Genomic DNA, 21,419 nt, shown 5'->3' on the forward strand with positions numbered 1-21,419 from the left:
TTAATACCTTATGTGTTCATACCTGTTTGTAAATGAGTTGAAATATTGATCGTCCGGAGACGGTAACCTTATACCGAATTCGCTAGCGGCATCCGCCTGTACTTTGTTGAGAAATACAGTCATTTCAGCCGTATTAAGTTTCGATGTAGTCCGGACGACAATTTCCTCTTTACCATTAATGAATACATTTCGCCAAAGGAACTTTTTACAGTAATATTCATATACATCTTGTTTCAGTGTACCTGTTTCATCTTCTATACAAGTAAGCCACATCCACATAAGGGCATTTTGGTCAACAGTGCGTTTCTTGACTTTCTTCTTTATTTCAAGCGTATATTCACCGTTGGCAACAAGATTAAAGAGAAGCTCGATCGGCTGACCTTGCCACTTGATTACTCCTTGTTCCTTGACAAATCGTGTTTTCATATTTCAGCAAAAATCTTTTTATCAGTGATTAGATCCCGGTTCACTTCCAAAAATTCAATAAACCTTTCACAATGCCGGGCTAATAGCCCCTGGCTTTGCTGATGATCGTATTTATAAAGTTCTGGGTATTGTACTCCGGTAATGAGAGGAGTTCGGCTTGTGCCTCCTTTCAGATGATAAGCAGTGTACTCAAAAGAATCAATATCTTTAACAAGACCGGAAGAGATAAGGCAATAAGGATACACATGTCGTTGCCAACCATCTGAGTACTTTCCAAACTCATACCGGGAAGTTGTCTTAATATCGTACACCCTATTACGGTTCAGTTCATCAATGTATCCGTACAACTCAACGGTTCCGTATTTGGTAGGGAGAACAGCTTTTACAAATAACTGGCTAACAGACCCATGAAAATATTCTGCTGCCTTACAGCAGAAACGATAAGAAAAATAAAATGTTCTGTTGTTGTATGTCGCTGTAACTACATCGGCATTGATATCCTCTATGATCTGAGTTCTTACCGGTTTTCTATGGATAAAGTAATCAACAATATCATTGAATGCTGTACCCTTATCTGCGGCTTCTGAATCGAACGGAACTCGATTAATACTGTTGAGTAGAGACTGTTTCATTTCAGTCTCTATCTCTTCATACGTCTTTTTATAATCCCCTGTCTCCTGATCTTGATTGAAAAAATGCTCAAACTCACGATCCACATGCAGATACTTTTCAAACTGATCTAAAAGAGACGGGTAGAATTTATACTTAGGCTGTTGCTGCGGCATCGGCTGATTCATATTTCTTAGTTAATTTGTTCAACTTTAATCCCAGGCTATTACATTTATCCCGGATCATCAGACCGGCTTTCAGTTTGCTATCCCAAATATGTTGTAGCTTTCCCATGTTTTCAGTGACAGCGTTGGCGGTATCAGCATCAACAATCAACTCTACATTTTCCTTTACCACATCAATCAAAGCCTCATAATCATTACTGATATCTGCCTGCTTTTTCAAATAAGCCTGATAGCTATCGAATATACTTGATAAGAAAATATTTTGTCCGGTAACATTGCCGGAAGCATCAATAATGATTGGTATCTTCTGCATGGGCGGGAGATTACATGTGTTCTTTGCATAGAATTTCTCTGTAGGTGACCAGCTAATCGTGCGTTCACTACCTATCGCTTGCATATAACCAACCAGATCAAGTTCTTTTATTAAGTCCCCCGCGGATGATCCGCCAATCTCCGGACGAACAATCCGATTCTCTCCATCTTTCTCTTCTCGTTCATGGGCAACAAAAATCAAATTCTTACCCATCATTGAACATTGGGAAAGGAAATTGATAAACATTGTCTTACGAACTCCATAGCCTTTCAAAGAAAGGGAACCGTCACGCTGTCCCAACTTCGGATCGTTTTTGATAATATAGGCAGACATAAAATCCAGCATCTTCCCGGCAGTATCAATAACGATTGTTTTAAATGGAGATAAATCTTCCTGCAATGCCTCAATCACCATGTCCCAATTTTTCACCTGTAACGTCGGACACTGAAAAGCGCCATTCACACGCTTTACACCTCCATCAAAATCCAATAATACCGGAGAAGGAGTAGACAAACCTAATGTTGACTTACCGAGACCTGGCTGTCCGTAGATCAGCGCTTTGATTGTTGTAGAAACTTCCAGTTCGGAAGGTTGTTTGAATAAACTCATAGCTTGAAAATTAATTTGTTAGTAATATTATTTAGTATTCTCTTTTTTCTTCAATTGTTTTTCCGTTACAACGACCGATACACCAAAAACACAAGCCCAGAAAAAGACATTTCCAGGTTCCCATTTATCTGCGTTACACACAAGAAATAAGCATCCGAAAGACAGGAAAAAGAATAGGAAGGATAATAGTAGTTTCATTGTGATTTTCGATTTAGGTATTGTGTTATATCACTCTCTTTATACATTACCTTTGCCCCTATTCGGGTAGGAATCAATTCGCCACGTTTTTCTAAATTATTCATTGTCCGGTCTGTTACCCCTAACTTTTGAGCAGCTTCTTTCAATGTTATCAGACGGTCTTCAAATTGTCTTCGCAAGGGAGAAAAACGCTTATCTAAAACCTTGTCAACAGCAATCTCTATCAAATTAGCCAGTTCTGTCACAGGCATTGATATCATTAGTACAGCTTTAGTATCCATTATTATGCAACCATTAATTCATATTCAAAACGTCCTCTTATCCTCCGGGCTCTACATGCAACCTGATCCCAATTTCCCCAAGTTGAAAGAAAGAGAGATAGAAAAAAGATTGCTAACATTTGCCGGGCATCTTGTAGATTAAATTCAATCCCATATATCAACCGGAAGAATTCTTTTATCAATCCAATCTGGGTAGTTACACCCAGTTTGGCCATTGCCGACTTTATCTGATTTTTTTCGGTGTGTTCCGATACACAGCGTTTATCGGCTGCCACTTTTACAACCTCATGTTCTGCCAGATAAAGTACTGCATCCGTTTCCGAAGCGGTTAACGGAATCATATTTGAGACAGTTTTCTTTTAAGTTCCTCCGCCATCTTTTTGCGTTGAGCAACTTTAGGTTTTAGATACGCGACAGCCTCACACAAAACTTTGTATTCGGCATCATACCATTTCTCTTCATCAGGGCCTTTCTCATGTTTCATCATAGTATTAAATGTCTGGTGTGATACACCAGCTCGTTCACATATGGCCTTTTTATCTCCGTACTGTTTGTTTATACGGATAAATTCAATTGCTTCTTGTGCAGTCATAATTAATTTTATTATTGATTTGATGTGGTCAACCGGGAATTGAACCCGGTAACAAGCCTGGCAGAAAAATGAATATATTGTCAAATAATTTTGTTTACTCCGCTACACTTGTGACCGCCTGCTCTAAGTTGGTGTTCTCTCCTTCATATCGCAGACTCATTTAGTGGGTTATTTACTCGTAACCAGCGTGCCTTCACGCCTTAACGGTTACATATCATATCTCGTAGTACGTCAAAGATCGTTTTCAATGTGGACGGTGCCGGTATCGAACCAGCCTCTTTACATCGTGCGCACTCTGTAATGTTTCATCCCAGATTACTGACCGCCCGTGTGCCGGGACTCTCACCCGGCTGAACCTTATTTTAGTCAATCATTAGCCTGCTTCACAGCGGTTTTCTACTTTGGTAAATTTGTTTCCTATCAGTGTATATCCGATGCGAAAAGCTTCATCAACAACAAAGGCATACAATCCAGCAAACTTCTTCGTGTTTATTGCCAATGTTTCAGTTGAATAGAATTTGTCTGAATAGACAACCTCATAATCCCGATCGGCACGTTGTACATGGACTGAAAAATATTTCTGGTTAGTGAATATTGCAATCGTAACTTCCGTTCCGAAACATTCACATTGTACCACTTGTACCATCTTTAAAATATCTCTTAATTCATTCATGGCTACCTCCTTCCTACACCCAGAAATCAATGATGTACTGAACAGCCTCTACTTTGCTGTCAACGTTATACTCTCTGCATGCTTCTTCTTCTGTCATGCTTACTAAAGTTTCAATTTCCGCTTTCATTAGTTCAATCTTGTTACTCATATCGTTTACTTTTTTATAAATTGACTATATCAGGTTATTTACTTTTCTTATATTTGCTATTTACTTTGTATTGTGATTATTGTTTGTTGCTAATCACATTGCAAATATACAATCATTTTTGATTGTCTCAATTAATTATGATTGTTTTATTGGTTAATTATATTTAATTTGATTTTATGACTTTAAGAGAGATATTGAAAAAAAAAGGCATTACATATAAAGTTGTATCCGACGCCTTAGGCATACACCCTAATAACATGCCTCGTTACGATGATTTAATGAAACGTAGCGTAGAGGAAATTATAACCATTTCCAAAGCCACCGGGATTGAAGTATCAGAATTGATTGGATTTTCATTGCCAAAGCAATCAGAAGAATTTGCTCCTATCACTAACGAACGACTTCTTTCTATCATAGAAAGTCAACAACGAACTATTGAGAACCTCTCTAAAAAATAAGAGGTATGGATCTTAATAAATATATACCTATAAATACAAATGAAAAAGTGGATGCCATAATAGACGAACTATTACAGCGAAAACCACCAATATCTATTGAATTTGACATTCTTAAGAGAATAAATAAGTTCAAGACTCAGCTATATTTTAAAGAAAGATTTAGCGAGATAAAACCTTTGATTTCTAAAAAGGTTGTTAATAACCAATCTATAATAAAACAACTTAGGTCTAATGAAATTGAATATTCGAAAACAGAATTCAAATTAGCTGCACTACTTTCTAATTTACCAATATATGAGATTAGTAATCTTATCGGAATTCCATCTAATACTCTTATTCGCATTATAAAACAACGAAATAAAGATTGTCCTCTTTTTGATAAACAGTCACTTTTGAATGACAAATACATATCTTCTTGCATGGAGTTCTTTTTATCAACTTATGAAGCTAAACAAAATAAGGATAAACGGGAAAAACTACAACAAGAATTCCCTAATAGAAGATTACTTGAAGAAAAATTTAAGCCTTCTTTTGGAAAAGAAGGAAATTATAGAAAACTCATTTATTATGGACCAAAAACGTAATCAACGTGTACCCCGCACCCGATCAAACGGTAGACTTAAAGTCATGCGAGGCTATATTATCATGTAATACGGTCTTCTTACCCACCACCGCAAGGATACCTGCAAAAGGATTACATTTTTTATACTCATTACAAGATCGAAAACAATTAAACTACATTGCGAGCTGGAAATATCTTTCCTCTCAATCTTTTCATTCATATAGCCTTGTTTACATCCCCTGCATGTATCACGGCATTTCTGCTAACATACGCTTAATTCAACAAGGTCTTTCATGACACCTAACTCAAAGATCGAATTGGATACTTTTTTATCAAATTGACTACATTTAGTCATTTTGAATGATTATATTTGCTATTTACTTTGTATTGTGATTATTGTTTGTTGTTAATCACATTGCAAATATACTCAATTGAGTTTTACAAATAACTCTTTTGAGGATTTTATTTCTTGAAATTGATATTATTTAACACTCAATTGAGCTATGACAATACAGGAAAGAATTCAAACTATTGTAGATAAGCTATTTAACGGAAATAAAAACCAATTCGCAAAAGCGATAAATGAACCGCCCACTAGCGTAAACAATATATTAGGAAGTAGACAAAGTGTTCCTTCTGCTAAATTCTTAGAGAGCATAATACACTCAATTGAGAATATAAATGCATCTTGGTTACTAGCAGACATAGGGAATATGCTAACTGAACAGAAAGAAGAAGCACTCCCTATCCAAAACGAATATCTTATGATGGTTCCACTCGTAAATCAGTATGCACAAGCTGGATATATGGCGGGATGGTCAGATGTAGCCTACATTGAAACACTTCCCAAAATCCCGTGGATCGTTGACAAGGAATATAAAGGTAAGTACATCAGCTTCGAAGTCAGAGGCGACAGCATGGACGACGGTATGAAGCACAGCTATGAGCAAGGGGACATTTTGCTTTGCCGGGAAATAGGCTGTGATTACTGGAAAAGCAAATTACATATCAACGCATGGGATGCATTCGTCATCGTACACAAGACAGATGGTATTGTACTCAAACAGATTGTTGACCATGATGTTGAGAAAGGAATAATTACCTGTCATTCCTTCAATCCGATTTATCCAGACTTTACAGTGGACCTCAGAGATATAGCACAGTTGTTCAATGTGGTCAAACAACAAAAAAATAAGTAATATGAAAATACTAACTCTATTTATTTTATTATTAATAGTGCTTTGTTGGTGGTTTCTAAGGAAGCAAACCAATAAAGCTCAGAAAAAGTCACTGAACAATTTGTCTGAAACTTCCAATGTACATCAATTGAATATTTCTCCTCAAAAAGAATCATTTATAACAGAAAATCAGAAAAAATCAAAAATTGATTGTATTGCGAAATATAAAGCAGGATATTACAATATATCATATAATTTCAACCATGACTCTTTATTAGAAAAAGCCGCCTTATGGATTATAGAATCACAAAGTACGAATATACAAAATTTAAAAGATGCTTTATTTGTTGGTTCTAATCGAGCAGAACGAATATTAAATCAATTGGAAGCCTTGCACATTTTAGAAAACAGTGATGTTTCAACGCCAAGAAAAATATTGATAAATGACATTGACCAAATCAAGTTATTAATATATTCTTTTGGAGATACAGTATTTTACAATGATAATAAAACAGAAATAGAAGAAAGGACACAATACTATATTCAATTAAAAAAAGAGGAATCAGAGAAAGAAAAAAAATCTGTAGAAGAAAGAGAAAAAGAAGAAATAAAGCAGCGTATCATTGACCGACAACGCAAAAGACAAATCGAAAAAATAATTACACAAGAACTCATTAATGAAGGAACACTATTCCCTGAAGCAAACAAACGTCCTCCTATCCCCAAAGAAGTTGTTGATACAGTGTGGAATAGAGATACTGGAAAATGCGTTTACTGCGGTTCTACAGAGAATCTACATTTAGATCACATCATCCCTTTTTCCAAAGGTGGTGCAACAAATGTTGAAAACTTACAACTCCTTTGTCAAAAATGTAATTTAGAAAAATCAAATAAAATCGGATAAAATCACTAATTAAACAATTCAAAGCATGAAGAAAACATTTTTACTATTATTGACCATTATTGCATTAACTAGCTGCGGGCGAAATTATTACATTCAAAACGAAAGTATTGATTATAGCCAATACACAAAAGCCGGCTTCTTTATAACTGAAGCATCGGCTGTATCTTTCGACTACGAGCCGGTAGCATCTGTATATACGTTTGTATATAGTGGAAACGAAAAAGGTAAATGGAAAAGAGCAACGTACATAGATGGTGTAGAAGCCGTTTATAACGATGCAAAACAGAAAGGAGCAAACGGTATCATCAATCTAAAATACGACGTTACGTATGACAAGAATGGTGCAGTGAACTATATATATGTAAAAGGTATGGCAATAAAAAAATAAAATATTATAGCATGAAAACTCCTAAAGCTCGATTATATCATCTTCTTATCACTTGCCTTGAGATTGATCCAAAGATAGATATCAACAATTTTCTAAACAACAACAAGCTACCTTTGAATTTTTTCACTTTATCAGGTGGCATCCCTCTTAATATATTAAATTCAATTTCCAGAATAAGTAAACCTTTAGAAGCATGGATTTCATTGGGCAAGGAGCAAAACAAGATGCCAAGCGTTTCATTATTCCAAAAAAGTTTACTAAAAATAAAATTGGGAATAATAAAATAAATGCTTTATATCTCTTATACAAAACGAAGTAATATGTTAGCGAACGAGAAGATTACAGAAAACAGGATTATAACCGACCGGTTCCTGGCTATCATGTACCAGCTGATCGGACTAAGGAAAATAAAAACAAAAAAACAATTTGCGGAGTCCGTCGGCCTCGCATCCTCTAACATATACCGTATGGAGATTGAAAACACAATGAATGTACCCTTGTATGCTATTCGCATGGCATACGAGCGGTACAATATAAATCTTGAATATATATTTACCGGAAAAGGAAAAATGTTTAATGAATAACCGCTCTATTGCCATCTGTTACGGTCAATATACACGTTCAGAGGACAAAGAACATCACTGCTGGGTCAATAACCGTTGTCCGGGTTGGGGATGCCGTAAACTTAATGCAATCGGTCCACAAAATTCATGTCCGGCTAGTGCTTTTAAATTTTGGTACTCATTTGGTAAGTTTACAAACAAAAAAATGAAGTTCTGGAAAGTCGATAAGGAAGAACTACTCAAACAACTAGAAAGGGAAATAGAACGTTTTGATATTATCGAATGCCCTGTATTCAATATTGATAAAGCTAAAGCAATGATAGCATCATTTCCGGAGACAATACATATCGACGGAGACAAATATGTTTTATTGGAAGATTCCAAAACAGGAAAAGTACTAGGTATCTCACATTGGGACGATCCGGATGACTATTTAAACATGAATGACTACGAAGTAAAATGGCAGGATTAGAACCCAAATTCATATTAAAAGAACCGAATAGAGGAACACATACCCTTATATACCTCTTCCTCAATTGGAAAGGTAAACGGTTAAAAATCTCTACATCAGAAACTATTATCCCGGAATACTGGGATAAGGACAACCAGCGTCCAATATCGAATAAAAAACAATTAAGAACCCTTGCTCCCATCTTACAAAAGGAACTTAGCATTCTTTCCATCAAGTTAGACGAGATTGATCTGTTCGTTAACGATCTAATCCTTGACCTAAAAAGAGACAAGACTGTATCACTCGACACGATACAGAAACGAGTCTTAGAATTTTTAGGTCGTAAAATGATCGAAGAAGTAAAACCCGTTAACTTCATTGAATACTTCACGTCTGTGGTCACCCGGATGGAAAACGGTACATATCTAACCGACAAAGGGACAAAATATTCTCCTAACACTATCAAATCATACAAATCAAACCTATTGTTGTTGACTGATTTTGAAAAAGAGATCGGTTGCATTAATATAGAAGAAATAGATATTGATTTTTACAACAGTTTACTCCAATATTGTAATCAGATTGGATTCCGGACCAATACAACAGGATCTGTTATAAAAAGAATAAAAGCAGTACTACATACAGCTTTTGAAGAAGGAATAAGTAAAAACACTATATTTCAATCAAACAACTTTAAAGCTGTCAAAGAAAAAGTTTATAACATATACCTCACATCTGAGGAATTGAAAAAGCTGATAGACTTACCGCTATCCGGAACATACGAAAAATACAGAGATGTATTCCTGATCGGTTGTTATGTAGCACAGCGCTACAGCGACTACAGCAGAATCTCTCCTGAGCATATCCAAACAACAGGAAACGGAAACAAGGTCATTGATTTAGTACAAATCAAAACTAAGCAACGCGTATTGATCCCCTTCTTATTTCCAGAGCTTGACACCTTATTACAGAAATATGATTACAAAGTACCTAAAATAGTAGAACAGCCATTCAACCGAGCACTAAAAAAAATCGGAGAACTGGCCGGTATCGACAAAGAAGTAGTTTTGACTGAGAACATAGGTGGTGAAACAAAAGAGCGCCTGGTAAAAAAATACGAGTTGATCACCTCACACACCGCACGCCGTACCGGTGCAACAAATTTATTTTTACTTGGCTACTCCGCTATACAAATAATGAAAGTAACCGGACATACTACCGCTGAAAGTTTGATGGACTATATAAAAGTCTCATTGGAAGAGAATGCTGATAAAATGGCTACCCAAATAGAAACTGAGTAAACAATCAGAACAAAATGTCCCCTATTATGTACCCCGTAAATGAAAAATCCCTTGCAAGCCATAACTTACAAGGGATGATTTTTAAAGTTGTTGTTCTACCAGGGCTCGAACCTGGAATTTCAGGACCAGAATCTGACGTGTTACCATTACACCATAGAACAATTTTTATTGTCTCGAGTAGTATGTTTCTCGATTACGGGTGCAAAGATACGGACATTTTTTATTCTTGCAAATATTTCGAGAAAAAATTTCATCAAAATAAACATTTTTCTTTTTCTCCTGTTTTGAATTTACAGGGTTTATACATATATTAAATAGAGAAAGCATGCAGATAATAAATTAAGAAGTATATTTGCAACTTCGAAAATTATTCAATAAAAAATAAATGGATCAAACAAAAGAATTAGTAAACACAATTGTTGAAGGCCTACAAGAGAAAAAAGGCAAAAATATTGTAACCGTAGATTTAACCCAACTATCCGGAGCCGTATGCCAATATATGGTCATATGCGAAGGGAACACTCCTACTCAGGTATCAGCACTTTCTGATTCCGTGTGGGATTTCGCGCGCAAAAAAGCGGGCGAGAAACCTTTGTCTATTGATGGCAACCAGAGTGCCCAATGGATAGGGATGGATTATGGCACGGTTCTTGTACACATATTCTTGCCGGAGCAACGCGAGTTTTATAATCTGGAGACCCTATGGTCTGACTCTAAAGTCACCCAGATCCCGAATCTCGATTAAGCCGGATTAATATTATCGAATTCAAAGTATGGAAAATAAAAACGACATGTTTAATAAAGTGCCGAAGAACAATAAGCCTAAAATGTTCAAGTTTAACCTGTATTGGATGTACGGGCTAATTTTTATGATGCTTATTGCTCTGTATCTGACGAACGATTCCTCGGCATCGAAAGAATTGGGATGGACCGAATTCCAGAAACTGGCCCAGGATAATGTCTTTGACAAAATGGCTGTCTACAACAAGAAAAATCTGGTGGAGGCCACTGTCAAGAGCGGTAAGAAAGCATTAGTCTTTAAAAGTGACAGCACGACTTTAGGCACAAACCCAAAAGTGTATGTCAAAATACCGTCAGCAGACAAATTTTCCGATTTTTACGACAAAGCGGTAACAGAGAATCATATTGATACTCAAGTACGATATGAAGAAGGCGACGATGCCATATGGAATTTTTTGGTTTCTTTCGGACCGATCATCCTGATCATTGTTGTGTGGATCTTCCTGATGAGAAGAATGTCAGGCGGTGCAGGCGGTGGTCCGGGCGGGGTATTCAGTGTCGGCAAAGCAAAAGCACAACTCTTTGATAAAGATAACGACCGGAAAGTGACATTTAAAGATGTGGCAGGTTTGTCAGAAGCCAAGCAAGAGGTGGAAGAAATCGTCGCATTCCTCAAAAATCCGGAAAAATATACCGAATTAGGTGGTAAAATACCTAAGGGCGCTTTATTGGTCGGTCCTCCGGGAACAGGTAAGACATTGCTTGCAAAGGCGGTAGCCGGTGAAGCGGATGTTCCTTTCTTCTCACTGTCAGGTTCCGACTTTGTCGAAATGTTTGTCGGCGTAGGTGCGTCACGTGTCCGTGATCTGTTCCGCCAGGCCAAAGAGAAGTCCCCGTGTATCGTGTTCATCGATGAAATAGATGCCGTAGGCCGTGCCCGTGGCAAAAATGCCAACATGAACAGTAACGACGAACGCGAAAACACCTTGAACCAGTTGCTGACAGAAATGGACGGTTTCGGCTCAAACAGCGGTGTGATCATCCTGGCTGCCACTAACCGTGCAGATATTCTGGATAAGGCGTTGCTCCGCGCAGGACGTTTTGACCGTCAGATCAGTGTGGAACTGCCGGACTTAAACGAACGTAAAGAGATATTCGGCGTGCATCTGCGTCCGATCAAGATAGATGAAAGTGTTGATGCAGAATTCATGGCTCGCCAGACTCCGGGATTCTCTGGAGCCGATATCGCCAATGTTTGTAATGAAGCAGCATTGATAGCGGCCCGTGGCGGTAAAAAGTTCGTTCAGAAAGATGATTTCATGAATGCGGTAGATCGTATTGTCGGTGGTTTGGAAAAACGTACTATGATAACAACCGCGGACGAACGGAAGAGTATTGCTTATCACGAAGCAGGCCATGCCACATTAAGCTGGTTCCTTGAACATGCCAATCCGTTGGTTAAGGTGACTATCGTACCGAGAGGTAAAGCATTGGGAGCAGCCTGGTATATGCCGGAAGAACGCCAGATCACCACCCGCGAACAAATGCTCGATGAGATGTGCGCAACGCTGGGCGGACGTGCAGCAGATGAATTTTTCCTCGGTAAAATAACGACCGGAGCATCCAATGACCTGGAACGGGTAACCAAGCAGGCTTACGCCATGGTTGTCTACTTCGGTATGAGTGAAAAACTTCCTAACCTGAATTATTACGATTCGAGCGGTCAGGACTGGGGATTCACCAAGCCGTATAGCGAGGAGACTTCCCGCATGATCGACCAGGAAGTACAAAGAATCATTACCGAACAATACGAACGCGCTAAAAAAATCCTGTCCGACCACGCAGAAGGACATAACAAACTGGCGCAAGTCTTGCTCGAACGCGAAGTGATCTATACGGAAGATGTTGAGCATATCTTCGGCAAACGGGCCTGGATCTCACGCTCACAGGAAATTCTGGATTTGCAGGAAAAGGCAAACAACGACAAGCAAGTTGCCGCCGAAGAAACAAAAACGGATGAAACAACTCCCCAATCAAGCGACTACAAAGTTCGGGCTGTACCGGCAGGAACCAATGAGACTGACAATATTGCCTGACAAACATACATGGGATAAATAAAAAGAGACCGGACAGTTCTTTCGTAAAGATACTGTCCGGTCTCTTTTTATTTAGATTTATTCTTTATCTTTGCACGGAAAATAAATCAACAAACGAACAAAACAACATACGGTTTTGAAAAATCTGATAAAACGGGCACTTACCGGTATAATCTTCGTTGCAGTGCTGGTTGGAGCAATTTGCTACCACCCGATCTCTTTTCTTGTTCTTTTCAGTCTGATCACCGGATTGACATTATGGGAATTTTATGGTTTGGTAAAGCATTATGAGGATGCCTCCATAAAACGGGCAGTCTCTTCGCTGGGAGGCGTTTATTTATTTGCCGCCACCTTCGCTTACACAAACCAACTGACAGACGGCGTCGTTTTCCTGCCTTATCTCCTATTTCTTATATATACATTAGTTGCCGAGTTATATTATAAAGCACCGAACCCGATCAACAACTGGGCATTCACTCTTTTCGCACAGGTGTATTGTGCCGGGACATTTTCGATGCTGAACTTTATCGCAGCCATACCTGACACCCCGGGTAAAGTAGTTTATTCCCCGTTATTCGTCATGGCGATCTTCATTTTCATCTGGCTGAACGATACCGGCGCTTATCTGGTCGGTTCCATGATCGGAAAAAGAAAGCTGTTTGAACGTATCTCACCTAAAAAATCGTGGGAAGGTTTCTTCGGAGGTTTAGCCGTAGTCCTGGGCGCTTCGCAGGCTCTGGCATGGTATGCACCGGAAGTTAGTTGGTATAACTGGCTGGGATTGTCGGCTACCGTTGTCTTATTCGGAACCTGGGGCGATCTGATCGAATCGTTGCTGAAACGTACATTGGGAGTAAAAGATTCCGGCAACGTGCTGCCCGGCCATGGCGGAATGCTTGACCGGTTCGACAGCCTGATGCTGGCAGCTCCTGCCGCCTACATTTATATAGAACTGTTTATTCGAAATTAAATGTCAGCGAAACCATACGGGAGGTAGCTTTCGACAATGCATTCGGATATTTGATCAGATCCTTATCGGTCAGGTCGCTACGATCTTTCTGCAACAGGTCGACCAGCCCGAAACTGAACTTCAACTCCGGACAGAGTTTAAAGAACGGCAGATAAATATCACATCCTATACCGAACTCCAGACCGAAGTCTGCCGCTTTCAATAAAACAGGCATCCCTTTCTTACGTCCAAGGTCCATCGCTCCGTATACGCCACCGATCAGATAAGGACGGTAGTTATTCAGGCGGAGGGCCGAAAATTTCACGCTCAAAGGAAAACTCAGAATAGTGGAACGGACGGAAGTAGTGAACTCCTCACCCGTAACCTGTTCCCGGAAGACGAACTTCTTATCCCCGAAATGGACTGTAGGTATGAAACGCAGGTTAAAATAGGGATTCAGATACATATCACCGATCACACCGACACTAAAACCGGGCGAATAAGTCGGGATTTCGGCAAACCATGTTTCACCGTCAGTCGTAACACCTGTATTTGTCAACAACAAATCCTGCGCATGCAATCCGACATGGAATCCCAGATGAAACCATTTCAAATCGGCATACGGCTGATTCTTCACCTTCTCTTTCTGCGCCATCACACCCGGGACGGCAAGGCTGCATATCAATAATAGAAATAATAGACGTCTCAACTCTCAATCAATTTTGAATTATAACGAAAAAGATTAGAACTTATTGCAGAAATACAAATAAAACTCTATTTTTGCACCAACTAATAGTTATCAATTTAAACGTTTAAGAAAATGGCTTATTTAATTAGTGAAGATTGTATTGCTTGCGGTACTTGCATTGACGAGTGTCCGGTAGGAGCTATCTCAGAAGGTGATATCTATCATATCGACCCTGAAATGTGTACTGATTGTGGTACTTGCGCTGACGCATGTCCTACTGAAGCAATTCATCCGGTTGCATAAACCGCAGTAAAAATAGGCAACCTTTATAACAGGATACCTATAAAAAGATAACGAGCTGTTTCTTCTTTATAAAGAAAAACAGCTCGTTATTATTTTCCCCCCTTTTAAAAATCGATGTCCAGCTTTATCTCGTCTGAACCATCGTCTGTCTTTGTCTCAGCATCCGGGGCTTGTGCCTGTAGATCTTCAGAGTTACGTTGCTTGATGTAATTGATCACATCATTCATTCCCTCCATAAACTTGTCAAAATCTTCCTTATAAAGGAAAATCTTATGCTTCTCAAAAGAGATCTGCATTCCGTTTTTAGGCTGCACCTTTTTACTTTCGGTCACCGCCAGGAACAAATCGTCCTTCAAGTTCTTCTTTACGTCCAGATAATAGATCCTCTTACCTGCTTTTATGGCCTTAGAGTACAAAATCTCTTTATCGCCACCTTCAACCTGTATTTTCTTCACCGACTCATCCATATAGCCAACATTTGTTAAACACCCACCCAATATTCATAACTTGCTTCAAATATGTGCATTTTTTTTTAAACAACAACTATTTTAACGCATCAAAATATCTCATTTTACGTTTGAAAGTGTAAAATAACGCCTAACACCTATAAAATTAAATAAACCGGGGGCCTTTTATCAAAAGATTGACTACCTTTGCAACCTAATTTATAATAAAGTAGTTCCTTCAAACGATGATCAACAGAATTTTAATCCGCATTAAAGTTTTACAGATAGTTTATTCATTCTATCAAAACGGAAACAATGACCTCAAAGTAGCGGAAAATGAATTGCTTTTCAGCTTACGGAAGTCGTACGACTTATATCACTACTTCCTCCTTCTAATTATCGAAGTCACCAACTTACAGCAACGGACACTTGACGCCAAAAAAAGCAAGTATATGCCGACCCACGCCGAGTTGAACCCTAACACCCGTCTGGTTAATAATCGTTTCGCAGCCCAGGTTGCCGAAAACGAAGCGCTCCAGAAATATGTGGCGGAACAGGGATTATCGTGGGTAAACGATGAAGAGTTTATCAAGAATGTACTGGATCTGATCCTGGCTTCCGACCTGTACAACGAGTATCTGGATAACGAAAACGATTCTTACGAGACTGACAAAGAATTCTGGCGTGCCGTATTCAAAAAGTTAATCTGTGGTAACGAAATGATCGAAGAGTACCTGGAGGACAAAAGCATTTACTGGAACGACGACATCGAAATCGTTGAAACATTCACGCTGAAAACAATCAAACAGTTCGAAGAAAAAAACAAAGGAAAACAGAAACTGCTTCCTATGTTCAAGGATCTGGAAGACCAGTCTTTCGCTATCAAACTGTTCCGTCAGTCATTATTGAAAGGTGCCGAATATCGGGAGCGTATCAACAAACATATGAAGAACTGGGAAACAGAACGTATCGCCAATATGGACCTGATCATCATGCAGGTTGCACTGGCTGAAATCATGACATTCCCTTCTATCCCCATCAATGTCACTTTCAACGAATACATCGACACGGCTAAATATTACAGCACACCTAAAAGTGGCGTGTTCATCAATGGAATCCTGGATTCTATTGTATCCGAGTTAAAAAAAGAAAAGGTATTGCTTAAAGATTAATTATTATACTTACATTTGTAGCTAGTCAATAGGTACAAATTTATAAATGAATATAGTTAGTTATGAGCTTAGTTAGTATTTTACTTCAGGCTGCCGGAGGCCAGTCACAGTGGTCAGGCATCCTTATGATGGTGGTTATCGTTGCGATCTTCTATTTCTTCATGATCCGTCCGCAACAGAAAAAGCAGAAAGAGATACAGAAATCTCGTGAAGCATTGAAAACGGGTGACAAAGTGATCACAGCCGGAGGTATCTACGGAAAGATCAAAGAAATCGGCGATACTTATATGCTGATAGAAATTTCAGACGGAGTACGCATCCGTGTAGATAAAACTTCTATCTTTGCTTCTTCAGAAGACGCACAGCAAAAATAAGAAATAACAAAATATGCCGCAGCTTGATATTAATCAATCATTCAAGTCTGCCCGGATGAAGATTAATGCTTTTCTGCGTCGTCAGAGATGGAAGGAAGCATTAATCTTTTTCTTTTTCGTACTACTGTCATTAGGTTTCTGGTTATTGCAAAGCCTCCAGCAGGAATATGAAATAGAAATCAGCATCCCGGTCAGATACAAGAATATTCCACCGGATATCTCTTTTACCGAAACTCCCCCGCAAGAGATCATTGCCAAGGTAAAGGATAAAGGAAGTGTTCTGCTGAACTATTCCTTCGGGAGATCGTTTGCCCCGATCGAAACGAATATGAAAAATCAGGCTGAGAAAAGCGGATCATTATCTATTACCAAAAAAACGATCCAAAGCGACATACAGAAACAGTTGCTTGCCACGACCTCGCTGGTCGGTTTCGAGCCCCAGTCTATTGAAGCGGCATACAGTAAACGGATAAAGAAAGATATCCCGGTCATATTCGACGGAACTATCCAGACAAATCCCGGCTTCCATGTGTCGGGTAACATCCTGATCTCGCCATCGACAGTCAGTGTATATGCCAGCGACATTGTACTGGATACGCTGAACCAGGCAAAAACCGTCTTCACCGAAATAAAGAAAGGGACGAAAACGATTACACGGACCGTACAACTGCAAAAGATCAGTGAAGCGACGTATGATCCGACAAGCGTTACCATAACGATCCCTATTGAAGAGTTTACAGAAAAGACATTGGAGATACCTGTCATCTGTACAGGACTTCCTCCGCATTATACATTGCGTACTTTTCCTTCCATAGCAAAGGTTACATGCAGCGTTCCGTTATCCCGTTTCAAGGACTTGTCGGAAGATGCATTTGAAATAAAGTTTTCTTTCAAAGATCTGGAACAAAACGTCTCCGGCACCTTACCTATCCAACTGACAAAGAAACCGGATTGGGTAAGTTCGGCTACGCTTGTCCCGGACAAAATTGAATTTATCCTGGAACAGAACAATCTGCATGATTAAAATTGGAATAACCGGCGGAATCGGAAGCGGCAAATCGGTTGTCGCTTCGTTATTGAATTTATACGGAGTACCGGTCTATGTCGCCGATACGGAAAGTAAACTGCTGACCGACACGTCTCCTGTCATTAAAGAAAAACTCACCGCATTATTGGGAGAAGACCTCTACACAGAAAAAGGGTTGAACAAGAAGCTGCTCGCATCACATATATTCAGTAATCCGGAATATCTCCGGCAGGTAAATGCGATCATACACCCCGAAGTGAACCGTCATTTTTCAGCATGGACAAAAAGTCAGGCATCCGATATATGTGCCATCGAGTCGGCTATACTCTTCGAATCGGGTTTCAACGAAGTGGTGGACAAGAGCCTGATGGTATATGCGCCCATGCAACTCCGTATCGAACGGGCGGTAGCGAGAGATAACGTCCCGCGGGAAGAAATCGTACGCCGCATCAACAACCAGTTGCCGGACGAGGTAAAAAGAGACCGTTCCGATTATGTTATCTACAACGACGATAAGCAGGCTTTACTTCCCCAGGTTGAGAAATTTCTGGTGTCTTTATGAAACAGATTTGTAAAATAAGTCTCCCAAACTTCGGTAAAATCGTATAGTTATACTACATTTGCAGCTTTAAAGTTTAACACTATTAGAAAACGAAGTATTATGTTGAAGACTATTTTGTCTATTTCGGGAAAACCGGGATTATTTAAATTGGTTTCCCACGGAAAGAACATGCTGATTGTCGAATCGTTGACAGATAAGAAAAGAGTACCTGCGTACGCAAAAGATAAAGTAATCTCGCTGGGTGATATTGCTATCTATACAACCGAGACAGAAGTTCCTTTGCACGAAGTACTTACCAGCGTAAAAAATAAAGAAAACGGAGCCAAAGTCACAGTACCTTCCGACACTAAAGAATTGCGTACTTATTTTGCTGAAGTTTTACCTGATTTTGACCGCGAAAGAGTATATCCCAGCGATATCAAAAAATTATTGACATGGTATAACATCCTGATCGGAGCCGAAATTACAGATTTCACTCCGGAAGAAGAACCTGCCACTGAAGAAGCCGAAGCTAAAGAAGATACAAACGCAGAAGCAAAAGCTGAATAGGAAACAATCAGTCATAAAAAAACCGGTGCACCCTTATTGGATGCACCGGTTTTTTTTATCCTTTATATCTTATTCTGAAAAGTGTTTCATAGTAATGAAACAACTGTTTCTATAGGGTGAAACAACTGTTTCATTACTATGGAACAAACAAAACGTCTTTAGGAGACAGAAGACAGATGTATCAGAACAACGGATTGTCTACCTTCTCTTTCAGCAAAGCCAGGTCGATCACCTGACGGATATCTTCCACATAATGGAAAGTCAATCCTTTCACATAATCCGCTTTGATCTCTTCTATATCTTTCTGGTTTTCCTTACACAGGATCAATTCCTTGATACCTGCCCGTTTGGCTGCCAGAATCTTTTCCTTGATACCACCTACCGGAAGCACTTTTCCGCGCAATGTTATTTCGCCGGTCATCGCCAGATTCTTCCTCACCTTACGCTGGGTAAAAGCGGAGACAAGCGAAGTGACCATAGTCACACCGGCACTGGGCCCGTCTTTCGGTATGGCTCCCTCGGGAACGTGGATATGAACATTCCAATTTTCAAACAACTCTTCATTAATACCGAACAAAGAGGCATGCGCATGGATATACTCGAGTGCCAACATGGCAGATTCCTTCATCACATCTCCCAGATTTCCTGTCAAAGTTAACTTCGAACCTTTGCCACGGCTCAAGCTGGACTCGACGAAAAGGATCTCTCCGCCTACCGCCGTCCACGCCAACCCGGTAACAACACCGGCATAATCATTTCCCTGATATTTATCACGGCTGTATTCAACCGCTCCCAGATACTCGTGAAGATCCTCCGGTTTGATCTGTGCCGGGATCGCTTCGTCGGAAGCAACTTTACGCGCCAACTTACGCATGATCTTGGCAATCTTCTTATCCAACTCACGCACACCGCTTTCACGGGTATATGATTCGATAATTACCTGCAATGTCTTTTTGGGAAGTTTTACCTTACCTTTGCTGAGACCATGTGCCTCCAGTTGCTTCGGTACCAGATGACGGGCGGCAATCTCCACTTTTTCTTCCAGAATATATCCGCTCACTTCGATCAGTTCCATACGATCCAGCAAAGGCTGTGAAATCGTATTCAGATTGTTTGCCGTAGCGATAAACATGACTTTGCTCAGGTCATAGTCGATATCCAGATAGTTGTCGTGGAAAGTCGAGTTCTGTTCCGGATCCAACACTTCCAACAAGGCGGAAGCCGGATCACCCTTGAAGTCATTCGTTACTTTATCTATCTCATCCAGGATAAATACAGGGTTTGAACTTCCGGCCTTCTGGATATTCTGGATAATACGGCCGCTCATCGCACCGATATACGTCCGGCGATGGCCACGAATCTCCGCTTCATCATGCAATCCACCTAACGAGATACGCACATACTTGCGGTGCAGCGCCTCAGCGATAGATTTACCCAATGAAGTTTTACCCACTCCCGGAGGTCCGTACAGGCAGATGATAGGCGACTTCATATCACCTTTCAGCTTCAAGACAGCCAAATGTTCAATGATACGTTCCTTCACCTTTTCCAGTCCGTAATGGTCGCGGTCAAGCACTTTCTGGGCATGTGTCAGATTAAAATTATCTTTGCTGTATTCATTCCAGGGCAGGTTAATAATTGTCTGCACATATTGTGTCTGGATAGAGAAATCGGGCGATTGCGGATGCAGACGCTCCAGTTTACGAACTTCTTTCTCAAATATCTCAGCAACAGAAGCCGGCCATTTCTTCTTAAAGGCTCTCTCCCGTAACTCCCGTATTTCAAGTTCATTTATATTTCCACCCAGTTCTTCCTGAATAGTCTTGATCTGCTGTTGCAGAAAATATTCCCTTTGTTGCTGATTGATATCCTCATGTGTCTTCATCTGGATAGAGGCTTTCAATTCTACCAGCTGATATTCACGGTTCAGGATAAACAGCAAGCGGTATGCACGGTCCTTCATGGCACCGATCAACAGCAGTTCCTGTTTCTCTTCCGCTCCGCTGGGGATATTGCTACAGGAGAAATTGACCAGATAAAGAACATTCTTATTATTCTTTATGGAAAATATCAGATCGCGGGGCGGTTCACTCAACGAACCCAACATCTTAATTGTCAAATCCTTGATCGTTGAGATAAGCGCTTCAAACTCACGGTCGGTCTTATCCGGCATCTTATCTTCCAGCAAGGATATCTTTCCTTTCAGATAGGGTTCCGTTTCTTCCAGGGCATCCAGGGAAAAACGCTTCTTACCTTGCAGAATCACCGTTGTCGTACCGTCTGGCATTTCCAGCACACGCACAATATCAGCGATCACACCGGTAGTATACAGGTCATCAAAACCCGGATCCTCCGTATTCATCTCTTTCTGACAGACAACGCCTATCAGTGTTTTTTTCTGGACTGCTTCTTTTATCAGACGCATAGACTTAGGCCGGCCGACAATGACCGGCATGGCAACACCCGGAAAAAGAACCATATTCCTCAACGGAAGAATAGGAACGACTTTTCCTACTTTATCTATACCTTCTGTAAAATCCTCATCCACATCACACTCTGTCAGGATGGGCATTACAATCCCAATATTATCATCCAAATCGTCATACGACTCATCGGCAAACCTCTTCATTCTTTCTTTCATCATATTTCTTCCCTATCAATTGTGTAGATTGA

Annotated in this window: 29 protein-coding genes and 1 tRNA gene; 18 read left to right on the forward strand and 12 right to left on the reverse strand. The window is 39.9% G+C overall.

From position 1 onward, the window contains the following. The 8 genes from HMPREF1535_RS01210 to HMPREF1535_RS26410 form a co-directional block, all read right to left on the reverse strand. A complete protein-coding gene (locus HMPREF1535_RS01210; protein ID WP_046145064.1) occupies positions 1-426 on the reverse strand; it encodes a NinB/YbcN family protein in 426 nt (141 codons plus the stop codon). Beyond that, complete coding sequence (locus tag HMPREF1535_RS01215; RefSeq protein ID WP_129698225.1) at positions 423-1,223, reverse strand: HNH endonuclease; 801 nt, start codon at positions 1,221-1,223, stop codon at positions 423-425. Before HMPREF1535_RS01215 ends, HMPREF1535_RS01210 begins: the two co-directional genes overlap by 4 nt. Further along, on the reverse strand, positions 1,192-2,142 hold the full coding sequence (locus tag HMPREF1535_RS01220; RefSeq protein ID WP_046145066.1) for an ATP-binding protein: 951 nt from the start codon (positions 2,140-2,142) through the stop codon (positions 1,192-1,194). Before HMPREF1535_RS01220 ends, HMPREF1535_RS01215 begins: the two co-directional genes overlap by 32 nt. 194 nt (positions 2,143-2,336) lie before the next feature. Then, positions 2,337-2,621, reverse strand: coding sequence for a helix-turn-helix domain-containing protein (locus HMPREF1535_RS01225; RefSeq protein ID WP_046145067.1), 285 nt, complete (start codon positions 2,619-2,621; stop codon positions 2,337-2,339). A 2-nt stretch (positions 2,622-2,623) separates the two neighbouring features. Next, positions 2,624-2,962 carry a helix-turn-helix domain-containing protein gene (locus tag HMPREF1535_RS01230; RefSeq protein WP_046145068.1) on the reverse strand — a complete coding sequence of 113 codons (339 nt, stop codon included), beginning with the start codon at positions 2,960-2,962 and terminating at the stop codon, positions 2,624-2,626. Next, on the reverse strand, positions 2,959-3,213 hold the full coding sequence (locus HMPREF1535_RS01235) for a hypothetical protein (RefSeq protein ID WP_046145069.1): 255 nt from the start codon (positions 3,211-3,213) through the stop codon (positions 2,959-2,961). The genes HMPREF1535_RS01230 and HMPREF1535_RS01235 overlap by 4 nt, the downstream gene beginning before the upstream one ends. Positions 3,214-3,586: 373 nt before the next feature. Beyond that, complete coding sequence (locus HMPREF1535_RS01240; RefSeq protein ID WP_046145070.1) at positions 3,587-3,886, reverse strand: hypothetical protein; 300 nt, start codon at positions 3,884-3,886, stop codon at positions 3,587-3,589. 13 nt (positions 3,887-3,899) lie between these two features. Further along, positions 3,900-4,034: a hypothetical protein gene (locus HMPREF1535_RS26410; protein WP_255419288.1), complete on the reverse strand. Its 135-nt coding sequence runs from the start codon at positions 4,032-4,034 to the stop codon at positions 3,900-3,902. A 176-nt stretch (positions 4,035-4,210) separates the two neighbouring features. Between HMPREF1535_RS26410 and HMPREF1535_RS01245 the strand changes: the two genes are divergently transcribed. The 9 genes from HMPREF1535_RS01245 to HMPREF1535_RS01285 all read left to right on the forward strand — a co-directional run bounded on the left by HMPREF1535_RS01245 (position 4,211) and on the right by HMPREF1535_RS01285 (position 9,839). Next, positions 4,211-4,492 (forward strand): helix-turn-helix domain-containing protein, encoded by a 282-nt coding sequence (locus tag HMPREF1535_RS01245; protein ID WP_048316132.1) that lies wholly within the window; start codon positions 4,211-4,213, stop codon positions 4,490-4,492. A gap of 5 nt (positions 4,493-4,497) precedes the next feature. Continuing rightward, positions 4,498-5,076 carry a hypothetical protein gene (locus tag HMPREF1535_RS01250; protein ID WP_046145072.1) on the forward strand — a complete coding sequence of 193 codons (579 nt, stop codon included), beginning with the start codon at positions 4,498-4,500 and terminating at the stop codon, positions 5,074-5,076. Positions 5,077-5,767: 691 nt separating this feature from the next. Beyond that, on the forward strand, positions 5,768-6,253 hold the full coding sequence (locus HMPREF1535_RS01255) for a S24 family peptidase (RefSeq protein ID WP_235438424.1): 486 nt from the start codon (positions 5,768-5,770) through the stop codon (positions 6,251-6,253). Position 6,254: 1 nt separating this feature from the next. Then, positions 6,255-7,136 (forward strand): HNH endonuclease, encoded by an 882-nt coding sequence (locus tag HMPREF1535_RS26150; protein ID WP_052716632.1) that lies wholly within the window; start codon positions 6,255-6,257, stop codon positions 7,134-7,136. Positions 7,137-7,161: 25 nt separating this feature from the next. Next, positions 7,162-7,524: a hypothetical protein gene (locus HMPREF1535_RS01265; RefSeq protein ID WP_046145074.1), complete on the forward strand. Its 363-nt coding sequence runs from the start codon at positions 7,162-7,164 to the stop codon at positions 7,522-7,524. An 11-nt stretch (positions 7,525-7,535) separates the two neighbouring features. After that, the gene (locus HMPREF1535_RS01270; RefSeq protein ID WP_046145075.1) at positions 7,536-7,811 is read left to right on the forward strand and encodes a hypothetical protein; all 276 of its coding nucleotides are present in this window, start codon (positions 7,536-7,538) and stop codon (positions 7,809-7,811) included. A gap of 33 nt (positions 7,812-7,844) precedes the next feature. Next, positions 7,845-8,108 (forward strand): hypothetical protein, encoded by a 264-nt coding sequence (locus tag HMPREF1535_RS01275; protein WP_044193335.1) that lies wholly within the window; start codon positions 7,845-7,847, stop codon positions 8,106-8,108. 184 nt (positions 8,109-8,292) lie between these two features. After that, on the forward strand, positions 8,293-8,559 hold the full coding sequence (locus tag HMPREF1535_RS25710; protein WP_148499097.1) for a hypothetical protein: 267 nt from the start codon (positions 8,293-8,295) through the stop codon (positions 8,557-8,559). Continuing rightward, a complete protein-coding gene (locus HMPREF1535_RS01285) occupies positions 8,547-9,839 on the forward strand; it encodes a site-specific integrase (RefSeq protein WP_052716633.1) in 1,293 nt (430 codons plus the stop codon). The genes HMPREF1535_RS25710 and HMPREF1535_RS01285 overlap by 13 nt, the downstream gene beginning before the upstream one ends. Before the next feature lie 90 nt (positions 9,840-9,929). Here the strand turns inward: HMPREF1535_RS01285 and HMPREF1535_RS01290 are convergent. Then, positions 9,930-10,000 (reverse strand) — tRNA-Gln (locus HMPREF1535_RS01290). A 224-nt stretch (positions 10,001-10,224) separates the two neighbouring features. On the opposite strand from HMPREF1535_RS01290, the gene rsfS reads away from it, so the two are divergent. The 3 genes from rsfS to HMPREF1535_RS01305 all read left to right on the forward strand — a co-directional run bounded on the left by rsfS (position 10,225) and on the right by HMPREF1535_RS01305 (position 13,646). Then, a complete protein-coding gene (rsfS, locus tag HMPREF1535_RS01295; protein ID WP_007658988.1) occupies positions 10,225-10,584 on the forward strand; it encodes a ribosome silencing factor in 360 nt (119 codons plus the stop codon). Between the two features lie 28 nt (positions 10,585-10,612). Then, on the forward strand, positions 10,613-12,676 hold the full coding sequence (gene ftsH / locus HMPREF1535_RS01300) for an ATP-dependent zinc metalloprotease FtsH (RefSeq protein WP_081615941.1): 2,064 nt from the start codon (positions 10,613-10,615) through the stop codon (positions 12,674-12,676). A gap of 136 nt (positions 12,677-12,812) precedes the next feature. Next, complete coding sequence (locus HMPREF1535_RS01305; protein WP_010802420.1) at positions 12,813-13,646, forward strand: phosphatidate cytidylyltransferase; 834 nt, start codon at positions 12,813-12,815, stop codon at positions 13,644-13,646. Here HMPREF1535_RS01305 and porT read toward each other — a convergent pair. Beyond that, complete coding sequence (gene porT, locus HMPREF1535_RS01310) at positions 13,633-14,334, reverse strand: type IX secretion/gliding motility protein PorT/SprT (protein WP_010802419.1); 702 nt, start codon at positions 14,332-14,334, stop codon at positions 13,633-13,635. The genes HMPREF1535_RS01305 and porT overlap by 14 nt on opposite strands. A gap of 111 nt (positions 14,335-14,445) precedes the next feature. Between porT and HMPREF1535_RS25270 the strand changes: the two genes are divergently transcribed. Beyond that, positions 14,446-14,616, forward strand: coding sequence for a DUF362 domain-containing protein (locus tag HMPREF1535_RS25270; protein WP_007658993.1), 171 nt, complete (start codon positions 14,446-14,448; stop codon positions 14,614-14,616). A 104-nt stretch (positions 14,617-14,720) separates the two neighbouring features. On the opposite strand, the gene HMPREF1535_RS01315 is transcribed toward HMPREF1535_RS25270, so the two are convergent. Continuing rightward, on the reverse strand, positions 14,721-15,083 hold the full coding sequence (locus HMPREF1535_RS01315; RefSeq protein ID WP_007658995.1) for a DUF3276 family protein: 363 nt from the start codon (positions 15,081-15,083) through the stop codon (positions 14,721-14,723). Positions 15,084-15,307: 224 nt separating this feature from the next. Between HMPREF1535_RS01315 and nusB the strand changes: the two genes are divergently transcribed. The 5 genes from nusB to HMPREF1535_RS01340 all read left to right on the forward strand — a co-directional run bounded on the left by nusB (position 15,308) and on the right by HMPREF1535_RS01340 (position 18,746). Next, a complete protein-coding gene (gene nusB / locus HMPREF1535_RS01320; RefSeq protein ID WP_007658997.1) occupies positions 15,308-16,234 on the forward strand; it encodes a transcription antitermination factor NusB in 927 nt (308 codons plus the stop codon). Positions 16,235-16,296: 62 nt separating this feature from the next. Then, on the forward strand, positions 16,297-16,608 hold the full coding sequence (yajC, locus tag HMPREF1535_RS01325) for a preprotein translocase subunit YajC (RefSeq protein ID WP_007658999.1): 312 nt from the start codon (positions 16,297-16,299) through the stop codon (positions 16,606-16,608). Between the two features lie 13 nt (positions 16,609-16,621). Beyond that, positions 16,622-17,632: a CdaR family protein gene (locus tag HMPREF1535_RS01330; RefSeq protein ID WP_046145078.1), complete on the forward strand. Its 1,011-nt coding sequence runs from the start codon at positions 16,622-16,624 to the stop codon at positions 17,630-17,632. Beyond that, positions 17,625-18,197 (forward strand): dephospho-CoA kinase, encoded by a 573-nt coding sequence (gene coaE / locus HMPREF1535_RS01335; RefSeq protein WP_046145079.1) that lies wholly within the window; start codon positions 17,625-17,627, stop codon positions 18,195-18,197. The genes HMPREF1535_RS01330 and coaE overlap by 8 nt, the downstream gene beginning before the upstream one ends. A 99-nt stretch (positions 18,198-18,296) precedes the next feature. After that, positions 18,297-18,746: a DUF5606 family protein gene (locus HMPREF1535_RS01340; RefSeq protein ID WP_007659005.1), complete on the forward strand. Its 450-nt coding sequence runs from the start codon at positions 18,297-18,299 to the stop codon at positions 18,744-18,746. 181 nt (positions 18,747-18,927) lie between these two features. On the opposite strand, the gene lon is transcribed toward HMPREF1535_RS01340, so the two are convergent. Next, the gene (gene lon / locus HMPREF1535_RS01345; protein ID WP_044214754.1) at positions 18,928-21,390 is read right to left on the reverse strand and encodes an endopeptidase La; all 2,463 of its coding nucleotides are present in this window, start codon (positions 21,388-21,390) and stop codon (positions 18,928-18,930) included. Positions 21,391-21,419: the final 29 nt, after the last annotated feature.

The sequence above is a fragment of the Parabacteroides goldsteinii DSM 19448 = WAL 12034 genome (assembly GCF_000969835.1).
In the GTDB taxonomy this organism is placed as follows: Bacteria; Bacteroidota; Bacteroidia; order Bacteroidales; family Tannerellaceae; genus Parabacteroides; species Parabacteroides goldsteinii.